We start from the raw sequence: 15,142 nt of genomic DNA, 5'->3' as shown, positions 1-15,142 counted from the left end.
TGTACGTAAATTTGCAAGCTTTGTGACAACAAAGAGTAAATATACTTCAAAGTTACTACTCATAGTAAAGAATGATTATGGAAAATAGAAAAAAAGTAGCTTTTTACACCCTAGGATGTAAGCTAAACTTTTCTGAAACCTCAACAATAGCAAGAAGTTTCGTAGATGAAGGTTTTGATCGTGTTGAATTTGAGGATGTGGCAGACATTTATGTAATTAATACATGTTCTGTAACCGAAAATGCAGATAAACAATTCAAACAAATAGTAAAAAAGGCGCAAAAGAAAAACGACAAGGCTTTTATTGCCGCTGTAGGTTGTTATGCGCAATTAAAACCTGCTGAATTAGCCAATGTAGATGGCGTGGATTTGGTTTTAGGAGCAACTGAAAAATTCAAACTAACGGATTATATCAATGACCTTTCTAAAAATGAAATGGGACAAGTGCATTCTTGTGAAATTTCTGAAGCCGATTTTTACGTAGGATCTTATTCTATTGGTGATCGAACAAGAGCGTTCTTGAAGGTACAGGATGGTTGTGATTATAAATGTACGTATTGTACGATTCCATTGGCTCGAGGAATTTCTCGTAGTGATACCATGGAAAATGTAATGAAAAATGCAGCAGAGATTTCTGCTCAAGACATCAAAGAAATTGTCTTGACAGGAGTTAATATTGGAGACTATGGAAAAGGTGAATTTGGAAATAAGAAGCACGAACACACCTTTTTAGAACTTGTACAAGCCTTGGATCAAGTAGAGGGAATTGAGCGTTTACGCATCTCGTCTATCGAGCCTAACTTATTGAAAAATGAGACGATTGAGTTCGTTTCTAAAAGTAGAACCTTCGTTCCTCACTTTCATATTCCGCTACAATCGGGAAGCAATGACATTTTGAAAAAAATGAAACGCCGTTATATGCGTGAACTATACGTTGAACGTGTAGATAAAATTCGCACGGTGATGCCAGATTGTTGTATTGGTGTGGATGTGATTGTTGGTTTTCCTGGTGAAACAGACGAAAAGTTTTTGGATACTTATAATTTCTTGAGCAATTTAGAAATTTCATATCTGCATGTATTCACCTATTCTGAACGCGACAATACTGAAGCGGTTGACATGGAAGGTGTAGTGCCAATGGAGGTGAGAAACAAAAGAAGCAAAATGTTACGCGGTTTATCCGTAAAGAAACGAAGAGCTTTTTACGAATCTCAACTTGGTTTAGACAAAACGGTCTTATTTGAAAGTGAAAACAAAGAGGGATATATCCACGGTTTTACAGAAAACTATGTCAAAGTAAAAACACCTTGGGATCCTGCTTTAGTTAATACTTTACGCCCAATTAAATTAACCAAAATTGATGAAGACGGTATCGTTCGATTTGATTTTCTAGATTAAACCCAAATTCCGCATTAGCCGAATACTACGAGTTAATTCTACTTTATATCTCATTCACTTCTTCTAAAACCATACTATAGTATGCTTTTTTCATAAGTTCAGCGCTATTTTGTATAATTCACTCTCGTTCATCCGTCTATTGCTGAATTTGGGTTAAATAAAAAAAACCTGTTTGAATTGAAGTTCAAACAGGTTTTGTTTTTTTCACCCATTAGGGGTATGTTGTGTGTGTTATAAGTGGTTTTTAAATCTCACAGGATTAAATTCTTATCCCTGGAGGAAGCATTTCTTTGTAAATAGGATTTTTCCTAAAGAAAGAAACAATTTTTGGATGTGTAGGAACGACTCTCAATCTTTTTTCTCTAACAATATCAAGTACTCCTTTTAAGAAATCGATGGATTGTGCCTGAACACCTTCTTCAAATCCTTTTAATTTGGTAAGAAAGATTTTTCTTTCTTGAAGTGAATACTCCACGCTAAGCAAACCTTTATCGGTTTCGAGCTCAAACTGACGAAGCAATTCATTGTCTTTAATTTCCATTATACTAAAATTTTATATTTTCATGTTAGGCAAAATGTTCTTTTTCATAGCATAAAAAGAATAAAGGACTCACCCGAGTCATCTTTCCATAACAAAATTATATCGCAAGAAATTTTTAGCGTATATATAGGATGTAAACAAAAAGTTTTATTCCTATATTTATCAAAGTTCGTCATTTTTTTCCAAACCACCCCTATTAACTATGTTAATTTATTTAAAATGAACAAAATACCAATTTATTTCTTTCCTGGAATGTCATCAACTTCACTCATATTTGAAAGATTGGAATGGGATACTACACGTTTTGAATTGCATTTTTTAGAATGGTTACCTTGCGAAAAAAAAGAAAGCTTACTTGCTTATACCAAAAAATACATTCCCCTTATTCAACATAATAACCCTATCTTGGTAGGCGTTTCATTTGGAGGCATTATCGCGCAAGAACTAATGAAGCTCATTGACGTTCAAAAAGTGATTATCATTTCGAGTGTACGGACGAACAAAGAATTTCCGAGGCGTTTTAAATGGGCTAAATATACCCGACTATATAAGCTCATCCCAACGCATGGAATTGAGTTTCTCCTTCGCATGATCGAACGGTATGGCAATGACAAACAAAAAAAACGCGTAACCTTGTACAATCGCTATTTATCTGTTCGAGATCCTCATTATCTGAATTGGTGTATTCAAGCCGTTCTGACCTGGGATCAAACAGAAGAATTAGATCATGTGATTCATATTCACGGAACGAAAGACGAGATATTTCCGTTTAAAAACGTACGAAATGCAATTGAAGTTCAAGGAGGAACACATGCCATGATTATAGTGAAATACAAATGGTTTAATCAACATCTAGAAAAAATTATACTGAAATAACAATGAAAAAGAGTCTTAAAAATGTGCTTTACACAGCGGCAGTTGTGGGCATAGCGTCTACTTTTATTTTTGCATCCGCACATGCAACTGCGGATTCTGTAGAAGCAAAAAATCCAACCGATCACCATGTTCCGCTTCCCTTAACTGCAAATTTTGCAGGTGAGAAGGCTCCTTTGGATGTGATTGATGTCAAAGAGCGTTTTGATCGCGAAATGATCATCAATGCGAACCTGCATTCATCTACCACCTTGGTCATCAAAAGAGCGGAGCGTTATTTCCCTATTATCGAACCTATTTTAAAAAAGAACAATATCCCAGATGACTTTAAATACCTATGTGTAATTGAAAGTACCTTATCCAATGTTGTTTCCTCTGCAGGAGCTTCTGGATTTTGGCAATTTATGAAAGGAACAGCAGGAGAATACAACTTAGTCGTTGATGAGTATATCGATGAGCGCTATCACTTAGAAAAAGCGACAGAAGCAGCGTGTAAATACTTTAAGGATGCAAAAGCTCGCTTTGGTTCTTGGACCATGGTAGCTGCCGCTTACAACCGCGGAATGGCAGGTATGACTAAAGCAATGAATTCTCAATACGTAGACAACTACTATGATTTATTCCTGAATCAAGAAACTTCGCGCTATGTATTTCGCATCCTTGCCATGAAAGAAATCATGACTAATCCACAAAAATACGGATATGACATTCCTAAATCAGAAAAGTATCCACCTATTCCCATGCGTACAATTACGTTAGATAAAGATATTGAAGACCTACCTATGTTTGCTATAGAACAAGGTTCTAACTATAAACTATTGAAATTATACAATCCGTGGTTGGTGAATACCAATGTAAAAACAAAAGGCAAAACGTATACAATTGAATTGCCGAGATAAATAAAAAATAGCCTAATCTAAATTGCTAGATTAGGCTATTCTTTTTGTCCTTCTTTTATCCTGCAAATGATTTTATATCTTTGTGAACGATACAACAAGAACAATGGATAAAGAAACATATATCAAAACTGCCCTAGAAACAATTAAAGCCAAGAATCTTCAAGTACCTTTCGAACTGGCCCAAGGGAGTGTTATTACTAATTTAGATCAATACTTAAACAGTTTGAAGTCTTCCTATTTACAAGCGAAAGACCCTCGAATAGAACAACTATTTTTTGATAAGATTGAACACTTACTCAAACTATAAGTAGCGATTTAAAAAGGAGATAATCAACGTTAAGGTTTTCTCCTTTTGTTCTTTATGGGGGATATGCCCTACTCCTTCAAAAATATATTTTTCTGCAATTCCACTAACCTGTGTAACGGTATCTTCTACTTGTTTCAATGTTCCATATTCATCCAAGTCACCTTGTAAGAATAGCAAGGGTGACGTAATACGAGGCAATTCAGGCACCATCGTCCAATGGCGATAATCAGGGTCCAACCAGATATCAAACCAAGCGTAACACAACTTTTCTACGCGTTCTCCATGGTATTTTGCTAAACGATAGCGCAAATCCGTCTCCTCGTATGCTTTTTTTGCATCAGCTACTCCTTGGATTGTTACATCTTCTACAAAAACATGACCTGCTTCAATCACCATCGCAGCAGTATTCTCGGGATACAAAATCCCGTACCACAATGCAATAGAAGCCCCGTCACTATGCCCAAACACCGCAAGTTTACCTAACTGCAAAACAAGGCGTAAACGCTCTAAAAACGCTCCTTCTTCTGCTAAATAATCATTTGCTCGAAAAGAGGTCTGCATCGGTTGTGATTTCCCATACCCAATACGATCATAAACCATAACGTTGCATTGCAATTGAGTAGCTAATAAGCTAGGCCAATCGCGCCACAATTCCACGCTTCCGAGTGAATCGTGTAATAAAACTAAGGTTGTATCGGTCTTGGGATGTTCATGGGTATACAAATGCACAAAAATTTGTTGCCCATCTACTGGAATGAATTGCTCGGTCAGTTTATACATTGTTTTTTAGCTTTTTTCAAAAATAAGATTTTTAATTCAATGCTTATACACATTCCAGATGATTAATTGCGAATATAGCAATAACGCTCTATTACCATCCTTCCTAAAATTAGCAATCCCCAATTTATACTCCTATCTTTAATCTTTTATAAATTCAATCGATCATGAAAAATTTATTTGTCCTGCTGTTTTGTATCAGCGGTGTATTATGTGGAAAAGCCCAAACGGCAAATGCTTCCCAACAGTTTATACACAACCTCGCACAGCATTGCGGTAAAGCCTATAAAGGGACCATTGTTTCTACACCTGTTCCTGCAGATTTTGATAACAAAGAATTAATTATGTACGTTTCCTCTTGTGATAAAAGAGAGGTAAAGATTGCTTTTTTTGTAGGGGATGACCTTTCTCGTACTTGGGTATTTACCTCAAAAGGAGACCGAATTGAATTGAAACACGACCACCGTCAACGCAATGGAAAACCAGATGAGGTAACCATGTATGGTGGAACAACAACTAATTCAGGCACCCCTCATATTCAATATTTCCCTGCCGATCAAGAAACGGCTCTGGATATCCCTGCCGCTGCATCTAACCTTTGGTGGGTAACCATTGACGAAAAGGAATACAGCTATAACTTACAACGCGCCGGTTCTAAAACAAGCTTTAATGTTGTATTCGATATCACGAAACCTATTACTACGGACAAACGAGCGTGGTAAATTGGTTAACAGTTTATGGTTAACAGTTATTGACTGACTGTAAATTGGTTAACCCTTAACCCTTAACCCTTAACCGTAAACCGTAAACCATTAAATCGATTCTATAATTTCCTCTAATTCAAAACGGTTTTTAGGGGATACTGTTGGGTGTGCTGTATCTGTATGATCAGCATATCCTACTGTAACAGCAAATAAAGGCGCATATCCTTCTTGTCCGAGGATTTCTTTATAAGCTTGACGATCGATTCCTTCCATCGGCGTTGCATCCAATCCTAAACTAACACAAGCAGATAAAAAGTACCCTAAAGACAAGTAGACTTGATTCTCCATCCACGATTTTGTTGCTTGTTCACCACGAGCACGTACTAAAGGTTCATAAAAGCCTTTAATCCATCCTTCCGGTAAGATTGAAATATTGCGGGCTTCAAAGTGCTCAATATCTTCCATTACACTAAATACCACGACTAATCCTACCTCATTGATAGAGTTCTCATTCATATAAGACTGTGCTGCTAATTGCGCTTTTACCTTTTCATTGGTCACAAAAGTAAACTTCCAAGGTTGACTATTAATAGACGAAGGGCTTAAGCGAATGATTGCTTTTAATTCTTCAATTTGTGCTGCCGAAATCTTTTTGGTTGCGTCGTATTTTTTAGTTGCATATCTGCGTTTTGCTAAATCTAAGAAATTCGTGTTCATTGTTTTTTATTTATTTTATTAATACTATACTTTTTATAGTTGCAAACTTAAGTATAGTAAATTATCTTTGCAATAACGGTCATAAAGGATAGCAACAGATGTATACGATAGACAACCAAGAATTCCCTTGCAGTACAAGTCTGACAATGAGATATATAGGCGGCAAATGGAAAGCCGTCATTCTCATTCATTTAATAGAAAAAAAACGATATAGCGAATTGAGAAAGGCAATTCCGATGATAACGGAACGCACCTTAAGCTTGCAACTCAAGGAATTAGAAGAACACGGTTTGATTAACAGAACCGTTTATACTAGTAAACCACCTTTAAAAGTGGAATACGAATTAACTGATTTTGGGCAAACCCTAATTCCGTTACTCACTGCCATTGCACAATGGGGGAAAGCAACAGGCGCATCGAAAGATAACATTACGTATACGCCAAATGAAGATATTCAATGTTCGATATTAGAGTAATGAAAAAGCTAGATACAAAAAAAGTCTTCGAGCATCGAAGACTTTTTTTGTATTTAATTCACTCCATTTTCTATCGTTTATAGTAAGCAACGATACTCGCTTTTGCTAAAGTTTGATTCCATAAATTAAACCCAACCAAAGCAGGATGCACATTCGAATCTAACCCTAATGTTTTTGTTTTTAAAGCATAAATCGTAAAGATATATTGGTGATATCCGTGTCCTTCTGGTGGGCATGGTCCTCCAAATCCCTTCATTCCATAATCAGTCTTGCTTTGAATTGCTCCTTTGGGTGCTAAATCCAAGCTACTATCCCCTGCATTTGCAACTAATTCAGTTACATTCGAAGGAATATCAAATACCACCCAATGCCAAAATCCACTTCCTGTTGGTGCATCGGGATCATACATTGTAATCGCAAAACTCTGCGTCCCTTCAGGTGCATTTTCCCAAGACAATTGAGGAGATTGGTTCAATCCTGCACAGCCAAATCCGTTAAATTCCATTTGTTTTGTTCCTTGTCCACCTAAATCCTTACTCGATAAAGTAAATGTTTTTTGCGCAAATATTGACGTTGATAGCATCAAGAATAGCAGCATGACTACCTGTTGTTTTTTCATTTTAATCTAATTAAAAAATTTCAAGTAAAAGTACTACTACGCCTAGCTAGGTGGATTTTGCTATTGGTTCAAAAACTATCGATAAAAGCTCATTTCATCTGATCTTGTTTAGGAGTAACCCCAAATTTGATTTTATAAGCCTGAATGAAACTCGATAAACTCTCATACCCAATTTCAAGGTAGATTTCCGAGGCCGTTTTCTTTTCGAAATGCAACAAATAACGCGCATAGTCCAATCGTTTGTTCTGAAACCACTGCATAGGTGATTCAGCATAATGTTTTTCAAAGGTTCTTTTAAAAGTAGAAACACTCATATTACACAAAAAAGCAAGTTCCTTGATGGTTAACTTATGATACTTATTGCTTTCAATGGTACGAGTAAACTTTTGTGTACTGTCATTATGATGCAACAAAGAGTAGAGCAAATCCATCCCATAGACTTCAATAAGATACCACATAATTTCGTCGAATTTCACCGCTAATAATCGATGTTGAGTTTCTGTTGAGAGTTTGTCAATATCAAGCAAACTAGCTACATATCGAAGAATAAAATCATCGTATGGAAAAGAATGAATCGATTGATATTCCTGTGTCTGCGGTGGATTTAGCTCTATTTTTTGAGCAAACTTCTGAATATCTTCCTTGCTAAAGAAGAACAATACGCTTCTGTACGTACTATGTTTAGATAGCTTTTCCGTCATCAAACAATGTCCTGCCTTCATCAGAAGAAAACTTGATGGATCAATAACTTGTATGGCATCATCAAAAACAACCTCTTTCACTCCCTCCAACAAAAAACTAAATACATATTGATTCAAAACGATTTGTTGACGAGCGATTTCTTGGGAACTGCAATAATCAAAAATTTGAATCGAGGCTGAAGCATCGAGGTTCAAATCATTCGGAAGTGTAATTAGGTTCATTGAACTTATTCATTAATTTCCCCTTATGCATCATCCTATCTTTCCGCAATAAAAACGCACAAATCAAAGCTGATTAGGGTTGGTTAAAAATACGAAAATGCAAGCGTATTTAAGGTTGAAAAAACTTTTTCACCTCTTTTTATCTTTTTCTTTTATTCCCAATGATTTAGCTGAATTTGCTAAAAAGGAATCTTTCTAAATAGAAATGCTACGTAATAGGACTCGTATTATTGTTCTATTATTGTACAAAATAACAAAACTCAAATAGACATGTCAAAGACAAAACTAACAATCAACAATAACGGATCGGTAAAGATCGAAGGCGATTTTGAAATCGTAGACCGAAATGGAAATGCGTATGGATTACAAGGTAGAACAGTACTTTCAATCTGTCGTTGTGGGCTTTCAAAAAACAAACCATTTTGTGATGGTGCACACAATGGTCATTTTGAGCATGAAGCTGTTGCATTCGATCTTCCACCAAAGAAAGTATAGGTTATTTACTAGCGAAAATAAAATTAGGGGCGGATGGTTATTCGCCCTTACTTAAACAGTACGACTTACTACAAACAAAAAAAGTCTTAACTTTCGTTAAGACTTTTTCGTGATCCAATCAGGATTATTTTATGACATCTAACAGATTAATATATAAATACTTAACATTTTACTCGTGTCATAAATGGGACATGAATAAAGTGTTTTTTATTTTGTTAAGGTCTCAATAACCTTTAGGTGTTTATCAATTTGCTTGGTATGAAATCATTTTTTTCCTATTTCTCCCATTAACGGAATAAAGTTTATATACTTTATCTCAATTATTCTATTGCATTATATAAAATACGACCGATTCCTTTTTTTACTAACTTCATACTTCCTGCCTTACCATTGTTAAGCACATTAACACTATAGAGAATTTCCTCTCCGCTAAGTCCTGATGCTGTAAAACGAGCAGTATAAACATAATCGTTTTTTACCACGGTATAATCAGTAAGAATATCTTCATAAAAATAATAAAAATCTTCTATCTCTTCATCCGTAGTTAATTGTGTCTCACTATAATGATTACTAGGAACATAGGTTGGTACTGGAGCGTTTGGATCTACGTGTTTTTTTAAAAAGCCATGAAGAAACACATCTAAAGTTCTTGTAGCTTCTTGAATGACATAGTCTTTCCTTTGCTCAGGTGATAAGCTTCTCAAATCTATTTCTTGGGCATGAAGTGTTCCAAAAGAAATAAAAAAGAACAAAAATAATAGTGTTTTTTTCATCCTATTTATCTTGCATTAGAATAATCAATTTTATCTTCTTCTTTAGGCGCTTTAACAAGATTTCCTCCTAAGGTATAATGATAAAGATTAGTACGTTTTTAGTTAGTAGCCATTAACATATACTTTATTTCAATTTATTCTGTTACATTGTATATAACGCGCAACCAACCTCTCTCTACTACAAAGATATTTAGAGCCTTTCCGTTGTTTAGTACCGTAACCTTGTATAATACAGGCCCCCACCATTCATTTTGGTTGGGTATAAACGAAACATTATAGAAGTAATCATTTTTTACTACATTATAATCAGTCATAAAAGGACCATAGAAATCATTAAAATCAACTGCCTCTTCATCTGTATCAAATTTTACTTCCCCATACCCATATCGATAAGGTGAATAAGTTGGTGGAGGTGTATTGGGACCATATAATCCTTTTAAAAACTTGTATAGAAATACATCCAAAGCTCTTGTAGCTTCTTGAATGACATAGTCTTTTCTTTGTTCAGGTGATAAGTTTCTCAAATCTATTTCTTGGGCATGTAGTGTCCCAAAAGAAATAAAAAGAAATAAGAATAAAAGTGTGTTTTTCATCATATTTATCTTGCATTAGAATAATCAATTTTATCTTCTTTTTAGGCGCTTTAACAAGATTTCCTCCTAAGGTATAATGATAAAGATTAGTACGTTTTTAGTTAGTAGCCATTAACATATACTTTATTTCAATTTATTCTGTTGCATTGTATATCATGCGAAACCAACCTCTCTCTTCTACAAAGAGCATTAAGGCCTTGCCGTTATTTAGTACGGTAACTTTGTATAACACAGGTCCCCACCAAGCATCTTGACTCGCTACAAAGGAAACATTATAGTAGTAATCGTTTTTCACAACGGTATAATCTGTAATAAAAGGGCCATTGAAATCGTTAAAATTAGCTACTTTTTCCTCTGTATCTAGCTTAAATTCACCATATCCATATCGATAAGGCGAATAAGTTGGTGGAGGTGTATTGGGCCCGTATAACCCTTTTAAAAACTTGTATAGAAATACATCCAAAGCTCTTGTAGCTTCTTGAATGACATAGTCCTTTCTCTGCTCGGAAGTTAGGTTTCTTAAATTTATTTCTTGGGCACGGAGATTAGCGAAAGAAATAAAAATAAATAATAACAGTATATTTTTCATGTGCACTGATTAAGCATAAAATATAGGAATTATCTAAAATACAACTTCTTTTTAAACCGTAATCACTTTTGCTTTTTTTACGTAGTCTCCGACTTTTTATACCTGATCCCTTGATTCGGATGTTGTGGATCCCTTACTTAGACAGTACAACTTCGTACAAACAAAAAAAGTCCTAACTTTCGTTAAGACTTTTTCGTGATCCAATCAGGATTCGAACCTGAGACCTACTGCTTAGAAGGCAGTTGCTCTATCCAGCTGAGCTATTGGACCCTACACTAACTTGTAGTGGTCGGGGTGGCAGGATTCGAACCTGCGACCTCCTGGTCCCAAACCAGGCGCGATGACCGGGCTACGCTACACCCCGAAGAAGCGGAGAGACAGGGACTCGAACCCTGGCGACCGTTACCAGTCGACAGATTAGCAATCTGCTCCGTTACCACTCCGGCACCTCTCCGTTGCTTTAAAGAAGAGTTATCTTCTGTATTGCGGATGCAAAAGTAGCACGAGTTTTCATTGTTTCCAAATATTTCAACGAGAAAAAACTAAAAAAAATAAGCCCAACCAACAAATCAATTATCTATCAAGCAGATACAGCCTCATATTTTTTTTATTTTTTTTGAATAAAAAAGTAAAATATCGCAAACCCCCAGCTTTTACACCATCCCTCCCCCCTACACTATCCACTTTTTTTTCTAAAATCTCAGGGTAAAATCCTCCCTTCTCCAAGATTAATGTTAATATCAAGGATTATTTCCCCCTACAATTCTGCCAAATAAATTTATAACGTATATTTGTCCTTAACATTGAATCAAAAAATATCTAACTAATATCCAAGAACACGACTTTATTTTGCCACAAGCCTAAAAAAGCGATGCCCTGCATCCGCTGTTTATATTTTTAACTTGTTCCAAATAATCGTTAGTACAGGGTTGATAAACACTATTTATTATGAGTAAAAGAGTAGTAATTGTATCTGCTGCTAGAACACCAATCGGTAGCTTCTTAGGTTCATTATCTACAGTTCCAGCAACAAGATTAGGAGCTGCTGCAATTAAAGGCGCTATTGATAAAATTAATTTAGACGTAAATTTAGTTGACGAAGTATTAATGGGTAACGTTGTTCAAGCAGGTGTTGGACAAGCTCCTGCTCGTCAAGCGGCTATTTACGCTGGATTAAGCAGCAATGTTCCTTGTACTACAGTAAATAAAGTTTGTGCTTCAGGAATGAAAGCGATCATGCAAGGAGCTCAAGCGATTATGTCTGGAGATGCTGAGGTAGTTGTTGCGGGTGGAATGGAAAACATGAGTTTAATTCCACACTATGTACACATGAGAAACGGACAAAAATTTGGTCCTACAACTTTAGTTGACGGATTGCAAAATGACGGTCTTGTTGATGCTTATGACAACCAAGCGATGGGTGTAGCTGCAGACAACACGGCAAAAGTACACAACATTTCAAGAGAAGAACAAGATGCTTTCGCTATCCAATCATACGAGCGTTCTGCTAAAGCTTGGGAAGAAGGAAAATTCGACATGGAAATTGTTCCTGTAGAAGTTCCACAAAGAAGAGGTGAACCAATCATCGTTTCAAAAGACGAAGAATATTCAAACGTAAAATTAGACAAAATCACAGGATTGCGTCCAGCTTTCACAAAAGAAGGAACAGTTACTGCTGCCAATGCATCAACAATCAATGATGGTGCTGCTGCTGTAGTTTTAATGAGTGAAGAAAAAGCAAAAGATTTAGGTTTAAAACCGTTAGCTTATATCAGAAGTTATGCTGATGCTGCACAAGAGCCAATTTGGTTTACAACTGCACCTGCAAAAGCATTGCCAATTGCATTGAAAAAAGCGAATTTAGCTATTTCAGATGTTGATTTCTTCGAATTTAACGAGGCTTTCTCTGTAGTAGGTTTAGCTAATGCTAAGCTTTTAGATTTAGATACAGATAAAATCAACGTAAACGGTGGAGCTGTTTCTTTAGGACACCCTCTAGGATGTTCAGGAGCGCGTATCGTTGTTACTTTATTAAGCGTATTAGAACAAAACAATGCTAAGATTGGTGCTGCAGCTATCTGTAATGGTGGTGGTGGTGCTTCTGCTATTGTGATTGAAAGAGCTTAATTCAATTCAAACATTTGTACAAATATTAATAAAAGATGGGTTTGATTTCTTCAAACTCATCTTTATTTTTGCACTTTAATAAAAAGACCCTCTATGACATTTGCCTATTGTAATCTTTCGATCGTTCCCCTACGCGCAGAACCTAGCGATAAAAGCGAATTGGTATCCCAACTGCTATTTGGAGAATTGTTTACAATACTAGAACAAACAGAGAAATGGTCTAAAATTGAATTGGCCTTTGACCAATACCAAGGATGGGTGGACAACAAGCAGTATCAGATTATTTCAAAAAATGAATATGATACGTTAAATCAAACAGCTCCTATCTATGCAGGAGATTTTGTAGAGTTTCTACATTCTTCAGACAATCAACTGATGTCTATTCCATTGGGTAGTAACCTCAACGTTTTAAAACACGCCGCGACTAACCCGCTTAAATTTGCCTTTGAAGGGCGCTCAATCACCGGAACGTTTACAAAAAGTCAATTCGTAAAAACAGCCTTTATGTATTTAAATGCTCCCTACCTATGGGGTGGAAAAACACCTTTTGGTATTGACTGTTCTGGGTTTACACAAATGGTCTATAAAATCAATGGCCATATCATTCCTCGTGATGCCTCGCAACAAGCAACCATAGGAGAAGCACTGAGTTTTATAGAAGAAAGTGAAGCTGGAGACTTAGCCTTTTTTGACAATGCAGAAGGAAATATCATCCATGTCGGCATTATCATGGAGAACAACTACATCATTCACGCACATGGTAAAGTGCGCATTGACCGTTTGGATCACTTGGGTATTTACAATGTAGATTCAGGAAAACACACCCATAAATTACGCGTAATCAAAAAGATTTTGTAATTTATAAGCTTGTCTTTCATCCAATTTAATTCCAATACTTACTACAAGCATAAAAAAACGTATCTTTGTCCAAATAAGATATTTTATGCATACTTTCGAGCAATTTAATCTACCGAAAGCTTTACAAAAAGCCCTAGATGAGCTTCAAATTACTACGCCAACACCTATTCAATCCAAATCATTTCCTGTTATTCTATCAGGAAGAGATGTGATGGGGATTGCCCAAACAGGTACGGGTAAAACTTATGCTTATTTACTTCCCATTTTAAAACAATGGAAATTTGCCCATGTGGATACACCACGCGTTGTTATTATTGTACCAACCCGTGAATTAGTTGTTCAGGTTGTTGATGAAGTAAATAAACTGACGCAGTATATGTCGATTCGCTCCTTAGGCGTTTATGGGGGAACCAATATTAACACACAACGCAAAGCCGTTTATGATGGTGTTGATATTTTAGTGGGAACACCGGGTCGTATGATGGACTTAGCCTTAGATGGTGTCCTGCGTTTTGACAACTTACAAAAACTAGTCATTGACGAATTTGACGAAATATTAAACTTAGGATTTAGAACCCAACTTACTTCTATCTTAGCGATGATGCGCAACAAGAAACAAAATATTTTGTTTTCTGCGACGATGACAGAAGAAGTAGATGAGGTATTGGAAGATTTCTTTGATTTTCCTGAAGAAGTTTCATTAGCTGCTTCGGGAACACCGCTAGAACAAATTGATCAACAATTGTATCGCGTTCCAAACTTCAATACCAAAATGAACTTGTTGATGCATTTATTGCATGACAAAGAAGTTTTCAATCGCGTATTGATTTTCATTAACAGCAAACGTTTAGCGGATGTGGTGATGGAGCGATTGGAAGAGGCTTTTCCAGAAGAGTTTACGGTTATTCACTCCAATAAATCACAAAACTTCCGTTTGCGTTCTATGGCGGAGTTTCAAGCCAATGAATTACGTGGATTGGTAACCACAGACATTATGGCTCGTGGATTGGATATTTCTGATATTAGCCACGTGATTAACTTGCAATTTACAGATTCTCCAGAGCAATATATTCACCGTATTGGACGTACTGGACGTGCGGATAAAACGGGAATTGCCATCTCTATTGTAGATCCTAAAGAAGAGGAAATGTTATTGGAAGCGGAAGACTTAATGGAGAAAGAATTGAGAGAAATCGAACTTCCTTCAGCAGTCGAAGTGTCAGACAAATTAATGGAGTTTGAACAATCAAAACTAAAAGCCAAGCAATTGGTTAAAGCGAAAAAGCCACTTGAAAAAGGCGCTGCTTTTCACGCGAAAAAAGAAAAAAACACCAAAGTTAATCTTGGTGGTCCTGGAAAGAGAAAACCGAGAAAAACCAAACCAAGAAACCGCGCCGTTGATGCAAAACGTGCAGCAAAGAAAAAGAAAGACTAAATTTCAATTCATAAAAAAAGCCGAAGACTGATCTTCGGC

The 15,142-nt window shown here is 36.1% G+C and carries 18 protein-coding genes and 3 tRNA genes; 10 read left to right on the top strand and 11 right to left on the bottom strand.

Annotated features, from left to right (window positions below):
• The first annotated feature begins 77 nt into the window (after positions 1-77).
• Positions 78-1,397 (top strand): tRNA (N(6)-L-threonylcarbamoyladenosine(37)-C(2))-methylthiotransferase MtaB, encoded by a 1,320-nt coding sequence (gene mtaB, locus ACUTSE_RS09520; protein ID WP_002990473.1) that lies wholly within the window; start codon positions 78-80, stop codon positions 1,395-1,397.
• A 259-nt stretch (positions 1,398-1,656) separates the two neighbouring features.
• Here mtaB and ACUTSE_RS09515 read toward each other — a convergent pair whose 3' ends face one another.
• Positions 1,657-1,938: a GNAT family N-acetyltransferase gene (locus ACUTSE_RS09515; protein WP_445640050.1), complete on the bottom strand. Its 282-nt coding sequence runs from the start codon at positions 1,936-1,938 to the stop codon at positions 1,657-1,659.
• A 219-nt stretch (positions 1,939-2,157) separates the two neighbouring features.
• On the opposite strand from ACUTSE_RS09515, the gene ACUTSE_RS09510 reads away from it, so the two are divergent.
• The 3 genes from ACUTSE_RS09510 (at position 2,158) to ACUTSE_RS09500 (ending at position 4,017) form a co-directional block, all read left to right on the top strand.
• Positions 2,158-2,814 carry an alpha/beta hydrolase gene (locus ACUTSE_RS09510; RefSeq protein ID WP_115092685.1) on the top strand — a complete coding sequence of 219 codons (657 nt, stop codon included), beginning with the start codon at positions 2,158-2,160 and terminating at the stop codon, positions 2,812-2,814.
• A 2-nt stretch (positions 2,815-2,816) separates the two neighbouring features.
• On the top strand, positions 2,817-3,710 hold the full coding sequence (locus ACUTSE_RS09505) for a lytic transglycosylase domain-containing protein (protein ID WP_445640049.1): 894 nt from the start codon (positions 2,817-2,819) through the stop codon (positions 3,708-3,710).
• 103 nt (positions 3,711-3,813) lie between these two features.
• Positions 3,814-4,017 (top strand): hypothetical protein, encoded by a 204-nt coding sequence (locus tag ACUTSE_RS09500; RefSeq protein ID WP_002990460.1) that lies wholly within the window; start codon positions 3,814-3,816, stop codon positions 4,015-4,017.
• Here ACUTSE_RS09500 and ACUTSE_RS09495 read toward each other — a convergent pair.
• Complete coding sequence (locus ACUTSE_RS09495) at positions 4,012-4,797, bottom strand: alpha/beta fold hydrolase (RefSeq protein ID WP_445640048.1); 786 nt, start codon at positions 4,795-4,797, stop codon at positions 4,012-4,014. The genes ACUTSE_RS09500 and ACUTSE_RS09495 overlap by 6 nt on opposite strands.
• Positions 4,798-4,961: 164 nt before the next feature.
• Between ACUTSE_RS09495 and ACUTSE_RS09490 the strand changes: the two genes are divergently transcribed.
• Complete coding sequence (locus tag ACUTSE_RS09490) at positions 4,962-5,516, top strand: hypothetical protein (RefSeq protein WP_445640047.1); 555 nt, start codon at positions 4,962-4,964, stop codon at positions 5,514-5,516.
• Positions 5,517-5,606: 90 nt separating this feature from the next.
• Here the strand turns inward: ACUTSE_RS09490 and ACUTSE_RS09485 are convergent, their stop codons facing one another.
• Positions 5,607-6,215 (bottom strand): nitroreductase family protein, encoded by a 609-nt coding sequence (locus ACUTSE_RS09485; protein ID WP_445640046.1) that lies wholly within the window; start codon positions 6,213-6,215, stop codon positions 5,607-5,609.
• A gap of 98 nt (positions 6,216-6,313) precedes the next feature.
• Here ACUTSE_RS09485 and ACUTSE_RS09480 point away from each other — a divergent pair, with 98 nt between their 5' ends.
• The gene (locus ACUTSE_RS09480; protein WP_002990443.1) at positions 6,314-6,691 is read left to right on the top strand and encodes a winged helix-turn-helix transcriptional regulator; all 378 of its coding nucleotides are present in this window, start codon (positions 6,314-6,316) and stop codon (positions 6,689-6,691) included.
• A gap of 70 nt (positions 6,692-6,761) precedes the next feature.
• Here the strand turns inward: ACUTSE_RS09480 and ACUTSE_RS09475 are convergent, their stop codons facing one another.
• Positions 6,762-7,310 (bottom strand): YbhB/YbcL family Raf kinase inhibitor-like protein, encoded by a 549-nt coding sequence (locus ACUTSE_RS09475; protein WP_002990441.1) that lies wholly within the window; start codon positions 7,308-7,310, stop codon positions 6,762-6,764.
• Between the two features lie 89 nt (positions 7,311-7,399).
• Positions 7,400-8,233, bottom strand: coding sequence for a helix-turn-helix domain-containing protein (locus ACUTSE_RS09470; protein WP_445640045.1), 834 nt, complete (start codon positions 8,231-8,233; stop codon positions 7,400-7,402).
• A 270-nt stretch (positions 8,234-8,503) separates the two neighbouring features.
• Between ACUTSE_RS09470 and ACUTSE_RS09465 the strand changes: the two genes are divergently transcribed.
• Positions 8,504-8,728, top strand: coding sequence for a CDGSH iron-sulfur domain-containing protein (locus tag ACUTSE_RS09465; protein ID WP_060875030.1), 225 nt, complete (start codon positions 8,504-8,506; stop codon positions 8,726-8,728).
• 320 nt (positions 8,729-9,048) lie between these two features.
• Here ACUTSE_RS09465 and ACUTSE_RS09460 read toward each other — a convergent pair whose 3' ends face one another.
• The 6 genes from ACUTSE_RS09460 to ACUTSE_RS09435 form a co-directional block, all read right to left on the bottom strand.
• Positions 9,049-9,501 (bottom strand): hypothetical protein, encoded by a 453-nt coding sequence (locus ACUTSE_RS09460; RefSeq protein WP_445640044.1) that lies wholly within the window; start codon positions 9,499-9,501, stop codon positions 9,049-9,051.
• 134 nt (positions 9,502-9,635) lie between these two features.
• Entirely contained in the window at positions 9,636-10,097 is a 462-nt protein-coding gene (locus tag ACUTSE_RS09455) for a hypothetical protein (RefSeq protein WP_445640043.1), read from the bottom strand.
• Positions 10,098-10,227: 130 nt separating this feature from the next.
• Positions 10,228-10,683, bottom strand: a complete 456-nt coding sequence (locus ACUTSE_RS09450) for a hypothetical protein (protein WP_445640042.1) — start codon at positions 10,681-10,683, stop codon at positions 10,228-10,230.
• Positions 10,684-10,879: 196 nt separating this feature from the next.
• Positions 10,880-10,953: transfer RNA gene (locus ACUTSE_RS09445), tRNA-Arg, on the bottom strand.
• Between the two features lie 16 nt (positions 10,954-10,969).
• Positions 10,970-11,047 (bottom strand) — tRNA-Pro (locus tag ACUTSE_RS09440).
• 6 nt (positions 11,048-11,053) lie between these two features.
• Positions 11,054-11,137: transfer RNA gene (locus ACUTSE_RS09435), tRNA-Ser, on the bottom strand.
• A 494-nt stretch (positions 11,138-11,631) separates the two neighbouring features.
• Between ACUTSE_RS09435 and ACUTSE_RS09430 the strand changes: the two genes are divergently transcribed.
• The 3 genes from ACUTSE_RS09430 (at position 11,632) to ACUTSE_RS09420 (ending at position 15,103) form a co-directional block, all read left to right on the top strand.
• A complete protein-coding gene (locus ACUTSE_RS09430) occupies positions 11,632-12,810 on the top strand; it encodes an acetyl-CoA C-acyltransferase (RefSeq protein ID WP_445640041.1) in 1,179 nt (392 codons plus the stop codon).
• Positions 12,811-12,903: 93 nt separating this feature from the next.
• The gene (locus ACUTSE_RS09425; RefSeq protein ID WP_445640040.1) at positions 12,904-13,668 is read left to right on the top strand and encodes a C40 family peptidase; all 765 of its coding nucleotides are present in this window, start codon (positions 12,904-12,906) and stop codon (positions 13,666-13,668) included.
• Positions 13,669-13,753: 85 nt separating this feature from the next.
• Positions 13,754-15,103 (top strand): DEAD/DEAH box helicase, encoded by a 1,350-nt coding sequence (locus tag ACUTSE_RS09420; RefSeq protein ID WP_002990421.1) that lies wholly within the window; start codon positions 13,754-13,756, stop codon positions 15,101-15,103.
• The last annotated feature ends 39 nt before the right edge of the window (positions 15,104-15,142 follow it).

Source organism: Myroides sp. TSA_177.3 (genome assembly GCF_052691955.1).
This window is presented reverse-complemented; position numbering and strand designations above follow the sequence as displayed.

Coding starts and splice junctions, on each gene's coding strand:
- mtaB (WP_002990473.1), top strand. CDS start 78: ATGGAAAATAGAAAAAAAGTAGCTTTTTACACCCTAGGATGTAAGCTA.
- ACUTSE_RS09515 (WP_445640050.1), bottom strand. CDS start 1,938: ATGGAAATTAAAGACAATGAATTGCTTCGTCAGTTTGAGCTCGAAACC.
- ACUTSE_RS09510 (WP_115092685.1), top strand. CDS start 2,158: ATGAACAAAATACCAATTTATTTCTTTCCTGGAATGTCATCAACTTCA.
- ACUTSE_RS09505 (WP_445640049.1), top strand. CDS start 2,817: ATGAAAAAGAGTCTTAAAAATGTGCTTTACACAGCGGCAGTTGTGGGC.
- ACUTSE_RS09500 (WP_002990460.1), top strand. CDS start 3,814: ATGGATAAAGAAACATATATCAAAACTGCCCTAGAAACAATTAAAGCC.
- ACUTSE_RS09495 (WP_445640048.1), bottom strand. CDS start 4,797: ATGTATAAACTGACCGAGCAATTCATTCCAGTAGATGGGCAACAAATT.
- ACUTSE_RS09490 (WP_445640047.1), top strand. CDS start 4,962: ATGAAAAATTTATTTGTCCTGCTGTTTTGTATCAGCGGTGTATTATGT.
- ACUTSE_RS09485 (WP_445640046.1), bottom strand. CDS start 6,215: ATGAACACGAATTTCTTAGATTTAGCAAAACGCAGATATGCAACTAAA.
- ACUTSE_RS09480 (WP_002990443.1), top strand. CDS start 6,314: ATGTATACGATAGACAACCAAGAATTCCCTTGCAGTACAAGTCTGACA.
- ACUTSE_RS09475 (WP_002990441.1), bottom strand. CDS start 7,310: ATGAAAAAACAACAGGTAGTCATGCTGCTATTCTTGATGCTATCAACG.
- ACUTSE_RS09470 (WP_445640045.1), bottom strand. CDS start 8,233: ATGAACCTAATTACACTTCCGAATGATTTGAACCTCGATGCTTCAGCC.
- ACUTSE_RS09465 (WP_060875030.1), top strand. CDS start 8,504: ATGTCAAAGACAAAACTAACAATCAACAATAACGGATCGGTAAAGATC.
- ACUTSE_RS09460 (WP_445640044.1), bottom strand. CDS start 9,501: ATGAAAAAAACACTATTATTTTTGTTCTTTTTTATTTCTTTTGGAACA.
- ACUTSE_RS09455 (WP_445640043.1), bottom strand. CDS start 10,097: ATGATGAAAAACACACTTTTATTCTTATTTCTTTTTATTTCTTTTGGG.
- ACUTSE_RS09450 (WP_445640042.1), bottom strand. CDS start 10,683: ATGAAAAATATACTGTTATTATTTATTTTTATTTCTTTCGCTAATCTC.
- ACUTSE_RS09430 (WP_445640041.1), top strand. CDS start 11,632: ATGAGTAAAAGAGTAGTAATTGTATCTGCTGCTAGAACACCAATCGGT.
- ACUTSE_RS09425 (WP_445640040.1), top strand. CDS start 12,904: ATGACATTTGCCTATTGTAATCTTTCGATCGTTCCCCTACGCGCAGAA.
- ACUTSE_RS09420 (WP_002990421.1), top strand. CDS start 13,754: ATGCATACTTTCGAGCAATTTAATCTACCGAAAGCTTTACAAAAAGCC.